Raw genomic sequence first — 14231 nt, 5'->3', positions numbered from 1 at the left:
CGCGCAGCCACTGCACCACGCGAAACCGGCCGCGCGCGGCGAAGGTCGCCGGCCGTTCCGCTGATCGGTGCTGTTGCGGTGCGCCAGTCAAATTCACTCCACTCTACCAAGACGCGCGATCAATACCGGTGGCACCGTCCCGATCAATGCAACGATGGTACGGTTGAGATCGGCCGCGCCGGTCTTGATATGGTCGAGAGATTCCCTTTCCACGCCGAAATGGCGGGAATGGAACGGGTCGATCGGATGCCTCTCGTCCTGGGCATCGCGACGAAACTCGCGCGCAAAAGCGCCCGTTGAGACCGCCGTAAGCAACAGCGCAACAACGAGCACGAAGGTCCGCGAAAGGTCGGCGCGGCGATACACAGGCGACAATCCCCTTAGAGAAGGAGTCTGTGGCGGGGAAAAAAGGTTCAACGCATTTTTAGCAGAATTTACCGATGTTTGGCTATTGGCGGCATGGCTGGCAGGCGGTATGCGGTGAGTAATCCTGATAGTCTTGCTGCAATCTTAAATTGTGTTGTGCGCTGCGGCGATGCCGGGCGGATTGAAACCGCAGCCGCAGCGATTTATGAGGGCTCGGCGGACAGGTTCATCGCCGGCGCGGCAGAGCAGGGAAATCACCAGTGAAATTGGCCTTGAGATCCTTGCAACTCGCAGCGCTCGCCGCCGCGGCGCTGGCGTCGCCGGCGCAGGCCGCCACCGAGATCATGTGGTGGCACGCGATGTCGGGGGAACTCGGCAAACAGCTTGAAAAGCTGGCGGCCGATTTCAATGCGTCGCAGTCCGACTACCGGGTCGTGCCGACCTACAAGGGCAACTACACCGAGACGGTGACGGCGGCGATCTTCGCATTCCGTTCGCGCAGCCAGCCCGCCATCGTTCAGGTCAACGAGATCGCGACCGCGACCATGATGGCGGCAAAGGGCGCGATCTATCCGGTGTTCGAATTGATGCGCGACCAGTCGGAGCCGTTCTCGCCGGAGGCGTATATGCCGGCCGTGACCGGCTACTACTCCGACGTCGCCGGCAACATGCTGTCGTTTCCGTTCAACGTCTCGACGCCGATCCTTTACTACAACAAGGATCTGTTCCGCGCCGCCGGCCTCGATCCGGAAGTGGCGCCGAACACCTGGGCCGAGGTCGGCGCAGCGGCGAAGCGCCTGCGCGCGGCGGGCTCGCCGTGCGGGCTCACCACATCCTGGCCTTCCTGGGTCCATGTCGAGAATTTTTCCGCGTTCCACAATCTGCCATTGGCGACCCGGGCCAATGGCTTCAGCGGGCTCGATGCGGAACTGACCTTCAACAATCCGGACGTGGTGCGGCACATCGCGCAACTCGCGGAATGGCAGGCGACGAAAGTTTTCTATTATGGCGGCCGCGGGCAATCGGCCGAGCCGCGCTTTCAGAAGGGCGAATGTGCCATCTTCATCGGCTCGTCCGGGACGCGCGCGGACATCAAGGCCAATTCGAAGTTTGAGGTCGGTTACGGCATGATCCCGTATCGGCCCGAAATCACCGGCGCCCCGCAAAATTCCATCATCGGCGGCGCCACTCTGTGGGTGCTTCGCGACCGGCCGCACGCCGAATACACCGGCGTCGCGCGGTTCTTTGCCTATCTCTCGAAGCCGGAAGTTCAGGCCGCCTGGCACCAGAACACCGGCTATCTGCCGATCACCCGCGCCGCCTTTGACCTCACCCGCGCGCAAGGTTTTTACGATCGCGATCCCGGTGCGGCGATCGGTATCGAGCAACTCACCTTGAAGCCGCCGACCGAGAATTCGAAGGGAATTCGGCTTGGGTCCTTTGTGCTGATCCGCAGCGTGATCGACGAAGAACTCGAGCAGGTGTTCAGCGGCAAGCAGTCCGCGCAGGCGGCCCTCGACGTCGCCGTCGAGCGCGGCAACCGCCTGCTGCGCCAGTTCGAACGGGCCAATCCGGACCGCTAATTCCGTCATTCCTGAAGGCGCGCCACGGACACCATGCACGCACTGCCGAACTTCACTGACTATGAGCCGTTCCGCCCCTTTCGCGCCGATCCGTCGCAATGGCTGCCAGTGGCGATCGACATCGCCCGTGGCCACGGACTCGCCTGCACAGAACCTCAAATATTCTCCACGGGTACCAATCTCGTCGTTGGGCTCGATGAGCCACTTATCCTGAAGATTTTTCCTCCATTTCTTCGCGGCCAATTCGCATCGGAGCGTGCTTCGCTGGCGCAGCTTCGCGGCCGGCTTGCCGTGCCGATCCCCGAGATCGTGTTCGAAGGTGAACGCGACCAATGGCCGTATCTCGTGATCACGCGCCTTTATGGCCGCTTGGGTTCGCAGGTGTGGCCGCGCCTGCCTGAAGATCAGAAGGAGCGCATTCTCTTTCAGATCGGGGAGACCATCGCAGAGGTGCAGCGCGCCCCCTTGGGCGACCTCTCGCAAATCGAGCCGCGTTGGGACCAGTTCATACCAAGGCAAATCCAGGGATGCCGGGCCAGGCATGAGCGCCTCGGATTGCCGCGCCAATTTCTGGCCGGGTTGGACGATCTTCTTCGTGACGCGGCCGCCCTCATTCCTCTGGATGCGCCGCCGGTTATCTTGGCCGGTGAGTACATTCCGGAAAATTTTTTGCTGAGGCGTGAAATGGACGGCTGGCGCGTGTCCGGCCTGATCGATTTCGGCGACGTGATGACGGGGAGGGGCGAATACGACCTGCTGGGGCCGAGCGCCTTCATGACCGCCGGCATGCCGCGGCGGGTACGGAGCCTGTTCGAGGGCTTCGGATATTCTGCTGCGGATATCACGACAGACCTGAAGCGGCGGCTGATGGCGCTGATGCTGCTACATCGTCACAGTGATCCCGTCAGGCATATCTGTATCGAGGGCTGGCAGCAGAAGGCCGCGGACCTCCGTGAATTGCAGGATTTGCTCTGGCCCGTCTGAGCACCGCACAGCAATAGAGCGCTTGAAATATCTGCATAGTTATTGAGCAAATATGCCTCTTTGTATGCAATCTGTCGGGATGTCGCGCCGCCTCCAATGTCGCGCGACGGCGATATTGGCACGCTGAATCAAACGGTTAGTGCACCGCCAAGCTTTCCTTAAGGGTTGGCACAAACCTTGCGATTCCAGCTCCAAAGCCGTTTCCCTCAGGCGTTTGGAGCATCACCCATGAAGCGTCGCGATTTCCTGAAATCCGTATCGGGACTGGCGGCTGCCGGCGCGTTGACGCCCGCGCCGGCGATCTGGTCTGCGGCCAAGGCTGATGCGCGGTCGGAGACGCTGCTGATCGTCTCCGAAAGCGGCCCCAACAATCTCGACATTCACGGCGTCGGCACCAACGTGCCCGGCTACGAGGTGTCGTGGAATTGCTACGACCGCCTGATCAGCCACGAGATGAAGAGCGGCCCGGGCGGCGTACCGTATTACGACCGCGACAAGTTCAAGCCGGAGCTCGCCGAAGATATGAATGTCGGCGACATGTCGGTCACCTTCAAGCTGAAGAAGAAGGCGACGTTCCACGACGGCGCGCCGGTCACGGCCAAGGACGTCAAGTGGTCGCTCGATCGCGCGGTGAGCGTCGGCGGTTTTCCGACGTTCCAGATGGGCGCGGGCTCCCTGACCAAACCCGAGCAGTTCGTCGTCGTCGACGACAACACGGTGCGGATCGATTTTGCCAAGAAGGATCGCCTCACCATCCCGGACCTCGCGGTCATCGTGCCGTGCGTCGTCAACTCGGAGCTGGTGAAGAAGAACGCCACCGAGAAGGATCCCTGGGGCCTCGAATACACCAAGCAGCAGACCGCGGGCTCCGGCGCCTACAAGGTAACGAAGTGGACCGCCGGCACCGAAGTCATCATGGAGCGCAACGACGCCTGGGTCGGCGGTCCCTTGCCCAAGGTCAAGCGCGTGATCTGGCGCATGGTGCCGCAGGCGGGTAACCGGCGCGCGCTGCTGGAGCGCGGCGACGCCGACATCTCCTACGATCTGCCGAACAAGGATTTCGTCGAGCTGAAGGACAGCGGCAAGCTCAACATCGTCTCGGTGCCCTATTCCAACGGCGTCCAGTACATCGGCATGAACGTCAAGATCCCGCCGTTCGACAATCCCAAGGTCCGCGAAGCAGTCGCCTGCGCGATTCCCTACCAGAAGATCATGGATGCGGTGCTGTTCGGCCTGGCCAAGCCGATGTTCGGCGCCGCGGCCGACAAGGCCACCGAGGTGGCGTGGCCGCAGCCGACCAAATACGTCACCGACATCGCCAGGGCCAAGGCATTGCTGGCGGAGGCCGGCCATCCCAATGGCTTCGAGACCACGCTGTCGTTCGACCTCGGCTTTGCCGGCGTCAACGAACCGCTCTGCGTGCTGGTGCAGGAGAGCCTCGCGCAGATCGGCATCAAGACCACGATCAACAAGATCCCCGGCGCCAACTGGCGCACCGAGCTCAACAAGAAGGTGCTGCCGCTCTACACTAACGTGTTCTCCGGCTGGCTCGATTATCCCGAGTACTTCTTCATCTGGTGCTACGACGGCAAGAATTCGATCTTCAACACCATGAGCTACCAGTCAAAGGCGATGGACGAATTCATCAGCGGCGCCGTCGACGCCGCCGCGGTCGGCAACACCGCCAAATACGGCACCGACGTAAAGGGTTTTGTCGATCTCGCCTTCAAGGACATCCCGCGCATCCCGCTATATCAGCCCTACGTCAACGTCGCGATGCAGAAGAACGTGTCGGGCTATCAGTACTGGTTCCACCGCAGGCTGGATTACCGCGCGCTGGTGAAGGCGTAAGAGGCGAGCACCATGCTGACCATGATCGGCAAGCGGCTGATGTTTGCGATCCCGTCGTTGATCGGGGTCGTGATCGTCACCTTCCTGCTGACGCGCGCGCTGCCCGGCGATCCCGCGGCTTATTTCGCCGGGCCCGCGGCCAGCAAGGAGGCGATCGAGCAGATCCGCAAGAAGCTCGGCTTCGACAAGCCGCTGATCGAGCAGTTCTTCCGCTACACCAGCGATCTCGCGCATGGCGATTTCGGCAACTCGCTGACGACAGGCCAGCCGGTTGCTACCGAAATCCGCAACCGCCTGCCGGCGTCCGCCGAACTGACGCTGCTCGGCCTCGTTGTTTCGGTCATGATCGCGATCCCGCTCGGTGTGCTGGCGGCGACCCGCCCGGGTTCGTGGATCGACCATCTCTGTCGCATCACCACGACGGCCGGCGTATCGCTGCCGGTGTTCTTTACAGGTCTGGTGCTGGTCTATGTGTTCTATTTCAGGCTCGGCTGGTCGCCGGCGCCGCTCGGCCGGCTCGACGTGTTCTACAGCACGCCGCCCGCCGTGACCGGCCTCTATTTGATCGACGCCCTGATCGCGCGTGACTTCGAGACGTTTCGTTCGGCGCTGAGCCAGCTGATCCTGCCGGCGGCGACGCTGGCGATCTTTTCGCTGGCGCCGATCGCGCGCATGACGCGGGCCTCGATGCTGGCGGTGCTGGCGTCCGATTTCGTCCGCACCGCGCGCGCCAGCGGGCTTTCACCCTCGACCGTGATCGTCACCTACGCGTTTCGCAATGCGATGCTGCCGGTCATCACCACGCTCAGCATGGTGTTCTCGTTCCTGCTTGGCGCCAATGTGCTGGTCGAAAAAGTTTTCGCATGGCCCGGCATCGGCTCCTATGCGGTGGAAGCGCTGATCTCGTCGGACTTCGCGCCGGTGCAGGGTTTTGTGCTGACCATGGCGGTCATGTACGTGCTGCTCAATCTGATCATCGACATTCTCTACGGCGTGATCGATCCGCGCGTGCGGCTGGAAGGGTGAGGTTGGAAGATGAGTAGCGTTGCGCCTGCCGCTGAACCCGTCGGACCTGCGCGTACCTCGGGACTATCAGCCATCTTCGAGCATACCCGCTACGTGCTCGGCGAGAACCGCGTCACCGCCTTTGCCTTCGGCCTGCTGGTTGTCATCCTGTTTGCCGCGATCTTCGGTCCCTACATCGTGCCGTACGATCCGCTCGCCAGCGATACCGCCTCGGCGCTGAAGCCGCCGTCCGCGGCGCACTGGTTCGGCACCGACCAGTTGGGCCGCGACATCTTCAGCCGCGTCGTCGTCGCCACAAGGCTCGATACGTTCATCGCGGTCGCTTCCGTGGTGCTGGTGTTCCTGATGGGTGGCCTGGCCGGCATCGCCGCCGGCTATTTCGGCGGCTGGACCGACCGCATCGTCGGCCGCATCGCCGACACCATCATGGCGTTTCCGCTGTTCGTGCTGGCGATGGGCATCGTCGCGGCGCTCGGCAATACCGTGCAGAACATCATCATTGCCACTGCGATCGTGAATTTTCCGCTCTATGCCCGCGTCGCGCGGGCTGAGGCGAATGTGCGGCGCAACGCCGGCTTCGTGCAGGCGGCGCGGCTGTCGGGCAATGGCGAAATGCGGATCCTGCTGGTGCATATCCTGCCCAACATCATGCCGATCATGATCGTGCAGATGTCGCTGACCATGGGTTACGCGATTTTGAATGCCGCCGGCCTTTCCTTCATCGGTCTCGGCGTTCGGCCGCCCACGGCGGAGTGGGGCATCATGGTCGCGGAAGGCGCCGGCTTCATGGTCTCGGGCGAATGGTGGATCGCGCTGTTCCCGGGGCTCGCGCTGATGATCGCAGTGTTCTGCTTCAACCTGCTCGGCGACGGCCTGCGCGACATCGTCGATCCGCAGCGGAGGACGTAATGGCTGATTCAAGCTTTGCTCGTCTCGGCCCCCGCAAGGGGAATGCGGCAGGGGTGCTGACCGTTCTACTTTGCATGGGGTTGTTTTCGAGATTTTTGCGGAGGTCGTCATGACGGCCCAGCCTCTGCTCGACGTCAACGATCTCACCGTCGAATTCACAACACGGCGCGGCATCGTCAAGGCGGTGCAGCACGTCAACATATCAGTAGCGAAGGGCGAGACGCTCGGTATTGTCGGCGAGTCCGGCTCCGGCAAGTCGGTGACGTCCTACGCGGTAATGCGGATTCTCGACCGAGCCGGCAAGGTCGCCGAGGGCTCGGTGGTGTTTTCCGGCATCGATGTCAAGGCGGCGACCGAGAACCAGATGCGCGACTTGCGCGGCCGCGAAATCTCGATGATTTTTCAGAATCCGCGCGCCGCCCTCAATCCGATCCGAAAGGTCGGCGACCAGATCGAGGACGTGCTGCGGCAGCATGTGCAGAGCGCGGCCAGTGACCGCGGCGAGAAGGCGATCGAGGCGCTGGAGCAGGTCAAGATCGCGCGTCCCCGCGAGCGCTATCACGCCTATCCGTTCGAACTCTCGGGGGGCATGTGCCAGCGCGTCGTGATCGCGCTGGCGCTGGCCTGCAATCCGCAGCTCCTTATCGCGGACGAGCCGACGACGGGACTCGACGTCACCACACAGAAGGCGGTGATGGATCTGATCGTCGAGCTCACCAAGCGCCGCAGCATGTCGACGATTCTGATCACGCATGATCTGGGCCTTGCCGCCGCCTATTGTGATCGCGTGGTGGTGATGGAGAAGGGTCGCGTGGTTGAGACCGCGAAGTCGGCGGATATTTTTGCGAGGCCTGAGCACGCTTATACCAAGAAATTGATGCGCGCGACGCCGAGGATCGGCGTCTCCTTGCGGGATTTGCTTCCAGAAGACGAGGCGGCGGTCTCCGCCTCTCCCCGCACGCGGGGAGAGGTCGACGCGCGGAGCGCGGCGGGTGAGGGGGACTCTCCGCAGACTGCGCTCGCGGAAACAGCCCCTCACCCCGACCCTCTAAGAGCGAGCTCCGCTCGTCTCGACCCCGCGAAGAGCGGGGAGAGGGAGAAGCCGCTCCTCCTCGTCGAAAAGCTCGTCAAGGAATATCCGCGCCAGGGCGCGAGCGCGGTACTGTCAAAACTGTTCTCCCGCAAGCCGCCGGTCGAGGCGGAAGTGTTTCGCGCGGTGGATGGCATCGGTTTCACCGTCGGCCATGGCGAGAGCGTCGGTCTGGTCGGCGAATCCGGCTGCGGCAAGTCCACGACATCGATGATGGTGATGCGTCTGCTGGACCAGACCTCCGGCCGCATCCTGTTCGACGGCGACGAGATCGGCGCCATCATGCCCAATTCCTTTGCGCGGCTGCCGCTGCGCAAGAGCATCCAGATGGTGTTCCAGGACCCGACCGACAGCCTCAACCCGCGCTTCACCGCGGCACGCGCCATCGCCGATCCGCTTCTGCAGCTCGGCGACGTCAGGGGCCGCGACGCGCTGCGCGCGCGCTGCGAGGAATTGGCCGGGCTGGTCGGCCTTCCGGTCAACCTGCTCGATCGCTTTCCGCACCAATTATCCGGCGGCCAGAAGGCCCGCGTCGGCATCGCACGCGCGATCGCGCTGCATCCAAAGCTCGTGATCCTCGACGAGCCGACAGCGGCGCTCGACGTCTCCGTGCAGGCTGTCGTGCTCAATCTGCTGCAGGACCTTAAGCAATCGATGGGCATGAGCTATTTGTTCGTGTCGCATGATCTGAATGTGGTGCGTTTGCTGTGCGATCGTGTCATCGTGATGCGTGCGGGGCGAATCGTCGAGCAAGGCTCGTCCGAGCGGGTGCTGGGCGATCCGCAGGATGCCTATACAAAGGAATTGCTGACGGCGATCCCGCATCCGCCGTTGCCGGTTCACTAAAAATCGAGTGGGAGCGAAATGGCTGCCGATCATCTTGATAATTATATCGACGCCGTCGCAACGGCGCTGGCGCTGCCGGTCGAGGAAGCCTGGCGGCCTGCCGTGCGTGCGAACCTCGAAGTGTCGCTGAGGCTGGCGCGGCTGGTCGATGAATTCCCGCTGCCGGATGACATCGAGCCGGCCAGTGTCTACACCGCGTGATGTTGCCATGACCGTAAACACTGGCGGGCTGTCAGCCCAGCAAATCGCGCAAGCCGTAACGGACCGCAAACTTTCTGCGCTTGATGCGACCGAGGTCAACTTGGCGCGGATCGCCAAACATGATCCCGTGCTAAACTCTTTCACCGACATCACCGCCGAACGCGCGCGCGCGAAAGCCCGCGCGGTCGACGCCGCGATCGCCGCCGGTCAGAAGGTCGGTCCGCTCGCCGGCGTGCCGTTCGCGGTGAAGAATCTTTTCGACGTCAAAGGTCTTGCCACCCGCGCCGGATCGAAGATCAACCGCGATCTCGCTCCGTCATCGCGCGACGCCACGCTGATCGAACGCATGGAGGCGGCCGGCGCCGTGCTGATCGGCGCGCTCAACATGGGCGAATACGCCTATGATTTTACGGGCGAGAACGTGCATGACGGCCCGTCGCGCAATCCACATGATCCGACGCGGATGACCGGTGGCTCGTCGGGTGGCTCGGGCAGCGCGGTCGGCGGTGGGCTGGTTCCGATCGCGTTGGGCTCCGACACCAATGGCTCGATCCGGGTGCCGTCGTCGTTCTGCGGCATCTTTGGCCTGAAGCCGACCTACGGCCGGCTGTCGCGGGCGCGATCTTTTCCGTTTGTCGCAAGCCTCGATCATCTCGGCCCGTTCGCGCGCAGCGTCGGCGATCTCGCGCTGGCCTATGATGCCATGCAGGGGCCTGACGCCGATGACGCGGCCTGTACGACGCGGCTCGTTGAATCGGTCACGCCGCTGCTGGCTGAGGATATCTCCGGCCTGCGGGTCGCCGTGGCCGGCGGTTATTTCCAGAAGAACGTATTCCCGGAAGCGGTCGAGGCCGTGGCGCGCGTCGCCAAGGCGCTGAACGCGACCAACACTATCGAAATTCCCGAGGCCGCGCGCGCCCGCGCCGCGGCTTACGTGATCAGCACGACCGAGGGCGCTTCGCTGCATCTCGACCGCCTGCGCACGCGCCCGAACGATTTCGATCCCGCGGTGCGCGACCGCCTGATTGCCGGCGCCATGGTTCCGGCGCCGCTGGTCGATCGCGCGCAAAAATTCCGCCGCTGGTATCGCGCAAAGGTGCTGGAGCTGTTCAGGTCGGTCGACGTGATCATCGCGCCGGCAACGCCCTGCATCGCGCCCAAGCTGGGCCAGGTGAATTTCGTGCTCGACGGCGTCGAGCTGCCGGTGCGCGCCAATATCGGCATCCACACCCAGCCGATTTCGTTCATCGGCCTGCCGGTTGTCGCGGTGCCGGTGCCGCTGGAGCCGATGCCGATCGGCGTGCAGATCATTGCCGCGCCCTGGCGGGAGGATATCGCGTTGCGCGTTGCACATGCGCTGGAGCGCATGGGCGTTGCCGCCGCACCGGCTCCGAGAGGATTGTAGTCATGGAAATTGATCTTCCCGATGTGCTTGCCGAGGTGACCGCGCAATTCGCGCGCTACGAGAAGGCGCTGGTGTCGAACGACATCGCAGTGCTCGACGAACTCTTTCGCAATGATCCGCGCACGCTGCGCTATGGCATCGGGGAAAACCTCTACGGCTATGAGGAGATCATGGCGTTCCGCGCCGCGCGCTCGCCGATAGGGTTGGGCCGCAGGACCGACAAGACCGTGATCACGACCTATGGCCGCGACGCCGCCGTCGCCTCCACACTGTTCTATCGCGACTCGCTGCCCGGCAAGGTCGGGCGGCAGATGCAGACGTGGGTGCGCTTCCCCGAAGGCTGGCGGGTTGTCGCCGCCCATGTCAGCATCATCAATGATCCGCAGGGTTCAAAGACATGAGTCTTGACGATCTTCGCCCGCCAGTGCCGCCATCCGGCGCGGAAGCCGAGACGCCGGTTCGCCGCGTCGACCGCCCGTCGCCGCAACGCGACAAGGTCACGCGCGCGGAAGAGCTGCGGCTGCAGTTGGCCGACGAGATCGTGCGCGGCGTGCTGCCGCCGGGATCGGCGCTCGACGAGACGGATATTGCGCGGCGCTTTTCGGTGTCGCGCACGCCGGTCCGCGAGGCATTGCGGCAACTGGTGGCGAGCGGCCTGGTCGAAGCCCGCGCCCACCGCGGCGCCGTGGTGGCGCAGCCTTCGCTGGATCGTTTAACCGAAATGTTCGAGGCGATGGCTGAACTGGAGGCGTTGTGCGCCGGGCTCGCCGCCGAGCGGATGCCACCGGGAGATCGTCAGAAGCTGGAGGCCATCCACGAGGAATTGCGGGTGCTGAGCCACGCCGGCAATCCCGAACGCTTTCATGAAGTCAACGAGCGCTTTCACAACGCGATCTATGCCGGCTCGCAGAACAGCTATATCGCCGAAATGACGCTGGCGACCCGGGTGCGCGTGCAGCCGTTTCGCCGCGCCCAGTTCCGCAATCTCGGGCGTCTGGCGAAATCGCACGCCGAACACGACCGCGTCGTGGTCGCGATCATGCGCGGCGACAAGGCCGGCGCGGCCGCCGCGATGCGCGCCCACATCGAACTGGTGCGCGGGGAGTATGAGATTTACGCGGTGTCAGTGTAGGTTTTTTCAACCTCGCCCCGCTTGCGGGGAGAGGTCGGCGCGTAGCGCCGGGTGAGGGGGTACAGGTCCCTCGACAGTCGTTTGCGCGGAGAGAGGCCCGTCACCCCAACCCTCTCCCCGCAAGAACGGGGCGAGGGAGCGCTCTGTCGCTCCAAGGCTAAACCCCAGCCTTGTCAGCCATGAACGCGCGCCAGCCGCCGAACGACGAAATGTCGCGTGCGCCGTCGATCGCGGCGGGCTCGACGACAAAACCCTTCACGCCCCTTCCATCCTCCAGCCGTATGGTGCCAATCCCGAGCGGCGGCGGGATCGCGGCGACGAATTTGCCGAACGCTGCCGCCGACAACGCCCATAGCTCCAGCTTGATCGAACTGCCTGCGCCGGCGTCCACACGCAGCATGCCGGGCTTCGGCGGCGTGGTTTCGAGCGCATAGAGTTTGTAATCGGGCGCGGTGGTGGCCTCTTCGAGCAGGCGTCCGCCGAGCGTCTGCAGTTCGCCGTTGAGCGCCATGCCGGACAGATGCGCGCCGACCACGGCGATGGTGATTTCGTCGTCACTCGCCTCGGTCGGCAACGCCGCGAGCGGTGGCTGCGTCAGGCCCTTGGCTCCCATCTTCAGTTTGGTATCGGCGTGAAACACCCGCCCGATGCTGGCGAGCGCCGCGTCGTGGCCCGCGGGCGCCAGCAGCGTGATGCCGAACGGAATGCCGTCGGCACGCATCGCGGCGGGCAGCGCCAGCCCGCAGAGGTCGAGCAGATTCACAAAATTGGTGTAGGTGCCGAGCCGGCTGTTGAGCTCGATTGGATTGGCCAGCACCTGCGCGGTCGAATAGGCGGTCGGCGCCGTCGGCAGCACCATCGCGTCGAAATTGGCAAAGGCTCTCTCGGCCATGCGGCGCAGCGCCTGCAGCCGATAGAGCGAGGCAAAGGTATCGGCGGCGGTCAGCCGCGCACCGGCGGCCGTGATCTCGCGCGTCACCGGGTGGATCGAATCCGGCGCGGACGCCAGCAGGTCGCGGATCACGAGATATCGCTCGGCGACCCACGGGCCCTCATAGAGCAAGCGCGCGGTCTCATAAAACGGCTCGAGGTCGAATTCGACCAGCGTGGCGCCGAGCGAGGTCCAGCGCGCGAGCGCCTCGCCATAGGCTTTCTCCGCGGCGCGGTCGCCGAAGAAGATCAATTGGCCGTTGCGCGGCACGCCCAATCGCAATTGGCCAGGAAACGCGGACACTGCTCCCAGCGGCCGGTCGCGCGAAAACGGATCGGCGCCGTCAGAGCCCGCCATCGCCGCCAGCGCGGTCATCGCGTCGTCGACGGTGAGCGAGAACACCGAAATGCAGTCCAGCGTCCGGCACGCCGGAACGAGTCCGGCGTTGGAGATCAACCCGAGGCTCGGCTTAAGTCCAACGATGTTGTTGAGCATTGCCGGCACGCGGCCCGAACCCGCGGTGTCGGTGCCGAGTGCCAGCGGCACCAGGCCGGCGGAAACCGCGACCGCCGATCCCGAGCTCGACCCGCCCGGAATCAAATCGGCGCGGATCGGATTGACGGGAATGCCATAGGGCGAGCGGACGCCGACGAGACCTGTCGCGAACTGGTCGAGATTGGTCTTGCCGATGATGATGGCGCCGGCCGCCCGCAGCTTTGCCACGGCCGTCGAATCCTGTGCGGGCGAATAGGAGAAGGCCGGGCAGGCCGCGGTGGTCGGCAAACCCTGCGCGTCGATATTGTCCTTCACCGCTACCGGGACGCCGAGCAGCGGAAGCGATGCCGCGTCCTTCGAGGCCAGCGCTTCGGCCTCCGCCAGCGCCTCCCTCTCGTCGCGCAGGCTGATGAACACGGCCGGATCGTTGCAGGCGCGGATGCGCTGATAGCTACGCGTAACAGTTTGCGCCGGGGTCATGGTCGCGGCGCGGTGCGCAGCGACGATCGCAGCAACGGTTTCAGGCGCGTCAGACCTCATGGCGAGCAAAACTCCAGCGAGCAAAGGTTACCGGCAATGAAGCAAGCGATGTGCCATTGTGTACAATCGTTGGGCGGAGCCAGCCTTAAACGATAGATATGTAATATCAGGTGTTTAGGATACGAGCGTATTTGTACTGCGAGCCTGTCGCATGCGAGCGGCTGCCTAAAGTTTAGGCGACGAGACCCAAGCCAAGGCTGCGGCCTCGCTCAGGTGAAGGCGGACAGGATTTGCAGCAGCCGCTCGCGGTTTTCCTTTCCGATTTTATCGGCCACATGGCGCTCATGATCGGCGGCGAGCCGCCTGAACTGCGCCAGCGCGGTCCTGCCGCGCGCCGTCAGGTGCAGGGCGTGGGAGCGCCGGTCGGTGGCCGACCTGCGACGGCTGACCAGTTCACGCTGTTCGAGGCTGTCCAGCAGGTGCACCAGCCTGGCGCGCTCGATCCCGAGCCGCTTGGCGACCGCCATCTGGCTCAGGCCGGGATTGGCGCCGATCACCGTCATCACCGAATACTGTGTCGGGCGGATGTCGACGGTGGAAAGCGTGCGGATGAAATCCTGGAAAATCCAGATCTGGAAGCGCCGCACGGCATAACCAGCGTGGCCGGCCAGCGCATCGAGGCCGATCTCGTCGTCCATGACGTCGCTTTGCGCGCTGCCGTTTCCGGCTTGCTTGCGGCCGGAACGCGGCTGCGAGCCCGCGCGCGATTTGGCTGTTCTGGGCATGTGACTGTTTCCCGCCATCGCCTCTCGTTCTAGCGCTTCGCGGGCTTCAGGGGAAGATTGTTGTTGACGACAACAATTGTTGTGCTCAACATTAGGGCCAAGCAGCCTTTCGAGTTGCACGCCGGCATGATGCGCGGCAATCCCGTA

The 14231-nt window shown here is 63.9% G+C and carries 14 protein-coding genes; 11 read left to right on the top strand and 3 right to left on the bottom strand.

Annotation, left to right across the window (positions count from 1 at the left end; all coding sequences use genetic code 11):
• Nucleotides 1–93 precede the first annotated feature (93 nt).
• On the bottom strand, nucleotides 94–366 hold the full coding sequence (locus V1293_RS21400) for a hypothetical protein (protein ID WP_334511991.1): 273 nt from the start codon (nucleotides 364–366) through the stop codon (nucleotides 94–96).
• A gap of 114 nt (nucleotides 367–480) precedes the next feature.
• On the opposite strand from V1293_RS21400, the gene V1293_RS21395 reads away from it, so the two are divergent.
• The 11 genes from V1293_RS21395 (at nucleotide 481) to V1293_RS21345 (ending at nucleotide 11393) form a co-directional block, all read left to right on the top strand.
• Nucleotides 481–630, top strand: coding sequence for a hypothetical protein (locus V1293_RS21395; RefSeq protein ID WP_334511990.1), 150 nt, complete (start codon nucleotides 481–483; stop codon nucleotides 628–630).
• A gap of 8 nt (nucleotides 631–638) precedes the next feature.
• A complete protein-coding gene (ugpB, locus tag V1293_RS21390) occupies nucleotides 639–1949 on the top strand; it encodes a sn-glycerol-3-phosphate ABC transporter substrate-binding protein UgpB (protein WP_334511989.1) in 1311 nt (436 codons plus the stop codon).
• 33 nt (nucleotides 1950–1982) lie between these two features.
• A complete protein-coding gene (locus tag V1293_RS21385) occupies nucleotides 1983–2933 on the top strand; it encodes an aminoglycoside phosphotransferase family protein (protein ID WP_334511987.1) in 951 nt (316 codons plus the stop codon).
• A gap of 228 nt (nucleotides 2934–3161) precedes the next feature.
• Complete coding sequence (locus tag V1293_RS21380; RefSeq protein ID WP_334511984.1) at nucleotides 3162–4784, top strand: ABC transporter substrate-binding protein; 1623 nt, start codon at nucleotides 3162–3164, stop codon at nucleotides 4782–4784.
• Nucleotides 4785–4796: 12 nt separating this feature from the next.
• Nucleotides 4797–5810 (top strand): ABC transporter permease, encoded by a 1014-nt coding sequence (locus V1293_RS21375; RefSeq protein WP_334511982.1) that lies wholly within the window; start codon nucleotides 4797–4799, stop codon nucleotides 5808–5810.
• Between the two features lie 9 nt (nucleotides 5811–5819).
• On the top strand, nucleotides 5820–6719 hold the full coding sequence (locus tag V1293_RS21370; RefSeq protein ID WP_334511980.1) for an ABC transporter permease: 900 nt from the start codon (nucleotides 5820–5822) through the stop codon (nucleotides 6717–6719).
• Between the two features lie 109 nt (nucleotides 6720–6828).
• Complete coding sequence (locus V1293_RS21365; protein WP_334511978.1) at nucleotides 6829–8655, top strand: ABC transporter ATP-binding protein; 1827 nt, start codon at nucleotides 6829–6831, stop codon at nucleotides 8653–8655.
• Between the two features lie 18 nt (nucleotides 8656–8673).
• On the top strand, nucleotides 8674–8856 hold the full coding sequence (locus tag V1293_RS21360; RefSeq protein ID WP_334511976.1) for a DUF4089 domain-containing protein: 183 nt from the start codon (nucleotides 8674–8676) through the stop codon (nucleotides 8854–8856).
• A 7-nt stretch (nucleotides 8857–8863) separates the two neighbouring features.
• The gene (locus V1293_RS21355) at nucleotides 8864–10261 is read left to right on the top strand and encodes an AtzE family amidohydrolase (RefSeq protein WP_334511974.1); all 1398 of its coding nucleotides are present in this window, start codon (nucleotides 8864–8866) and stop codon (nucleotides 10259–10261) included.
• Between the two features lie 2 nt (nucleotides 10262–10263).
• Nucleotides 10264–10662, top strand: coding sequence for an oxalurate catabolism protein HpxZ (gene hpxZ / locus V1293_RS21350; protein ID WP_334511973.1), 399 nt, complete (start codon nucleotides 10264–10266; stop codon nucleotides 10660–10662).
• Nucleotides 10659–11393 carry a GntR family transcriptional regulator gene (locus V1293_RS21345; protein WP_334511971.1) on the top strand — a complete coding sequence of 245 codons (735 nt, stop codon included), beginning with the start codon at nucleotides 10659–10661 and terminating at the stop codon, nucleotides 11391–11393. Before hpxZ ends, V1293_RS21345 begins: the two co-directional genes overlap by 4 nt.
• Nucleotides 11394–11550: 157 nt before the next feature.
• On the opposite strand, the gene atzF is transcribed toward V1293_RS21345, so the two are convergent.
• Both atzF and V1293_RS21335 read right to left on the bottom strand, forming a co-directional pair.
• Nucleotides 11551–13359, bottom strand: coding sequence for an allophanate hydrolase (atzF, locus tag V1293_RS21340; protein ID WP_334511969.1), 1809 nt, complete (start codon nucleotides 13357–13359; stop codon nucleotides 11551–11553).
• Nucleotides 13360–13568: 209 nt separating this feature from the next.
• Nucleotides 13569–14084 carry a MarR family winged helix-turn-helix transcriptional regulator gene (locus V1293_RS21335; RefSeq protein ID WP_334511966.1) on the bottom strand — a complete coding sequence of 172 codons (516 nt, stop codon included), beginning with the start codon at nucleotides 14082–14084 and terminating at the stop codon, nucleotides 13569–13571.
• Nucleotides 14085–14231 lie beyond the last annotated feature (147 nt).

The organism is Bradyrhizobium sp. AZCC 1693, assembly GCF_036924745.1.
Taxonomy (GTDB): Bacteria; Pseudomonadota; Alphaproteobacteria; order Rhizobiales; family Xanthobacteraceae; genus Bradyrhizobium.
This window is presented reverse-complemented; position numbering and strand designations above follow the sequence as displayed.

Bases quoted from the DNA above. Each gene is read 5' to 3' on its own strand.
- V1293_RS21385 (WP_334511987.1), top strand. From the start codon at position 1,983: ATGCACGCACTGCCGAACTTCACTGACTATGAGCCGTTCCGCCCCTTT.
- V1293_RS21380 (WP_334511984.1), top strand. From the start codon at position 3,162: ATGAAGCGTCGCGATTTCCTGAAATCCGTATCGGGACTGGCGGCTGCC.
- V1293_RS21375 (WP_334511982.1), top strand. From the start codon at position 4,797: ATGCTGACCATGATCGGCAAGCGGCTGATGTTTGCGATCCCGTCGTTG.
- V1293_RS21370 (WP_334511980.1), top strand. From the start codon at position 5,820: ATGAGTAGCGTTGCGCCTGCCGCTGAACCCGTCGGACCTGCGCGTACC.
- V1293_RS21365 (WP_334511978.1), top strand. From the start codon at position 6,829: ATGACGGCCCAGCCTCTGCTCGACGTCAACGATCTCACCGTCGAATTC.
- V1293_RS21360 (WP_334511976.1), top strand. From the start codon at position 8,674: ATGGCTGCCGATCATCTTGATAATTATATCGACGCCGTCGCAACGGCG.
- V1293_RS21355 (WP_334511974.1), top strand. From the start codon at position 8,864: ATGACCGTAAACACTGGCGGGCTGTCAGCCCAGCAAATCGCGCAAGCC.
- hpxZ (WP_334511973.1), top strand. From the start codon at position 10,264: ATGGAAATTGATCTTCCCGATGTGCTTGCCGAGGTGACCGCGCAATTC.
- V1293_RS21345 (WP_334511971.1), top strand. From the start codon at position 10,659: ATGAGTCTTGACGATCTTCGCCCGCCAGTGCCGCCATCCGGCGCGGAA.
- atzF (WP_334511969.1), bottom strand. From the start codon at position 13,359: ATGAGGTCTGACGCGCCTGAAACCGTTGCTGCGATCGTCGCTGCGCAC.
- V1293_RS21335 (WP_334511966.1), bottom strand. From the start codon at position 14,084: ATGCCCAGAACAGCCAAATCGCGCGCGGGCTCGCAGCCGCGTTCCGGC.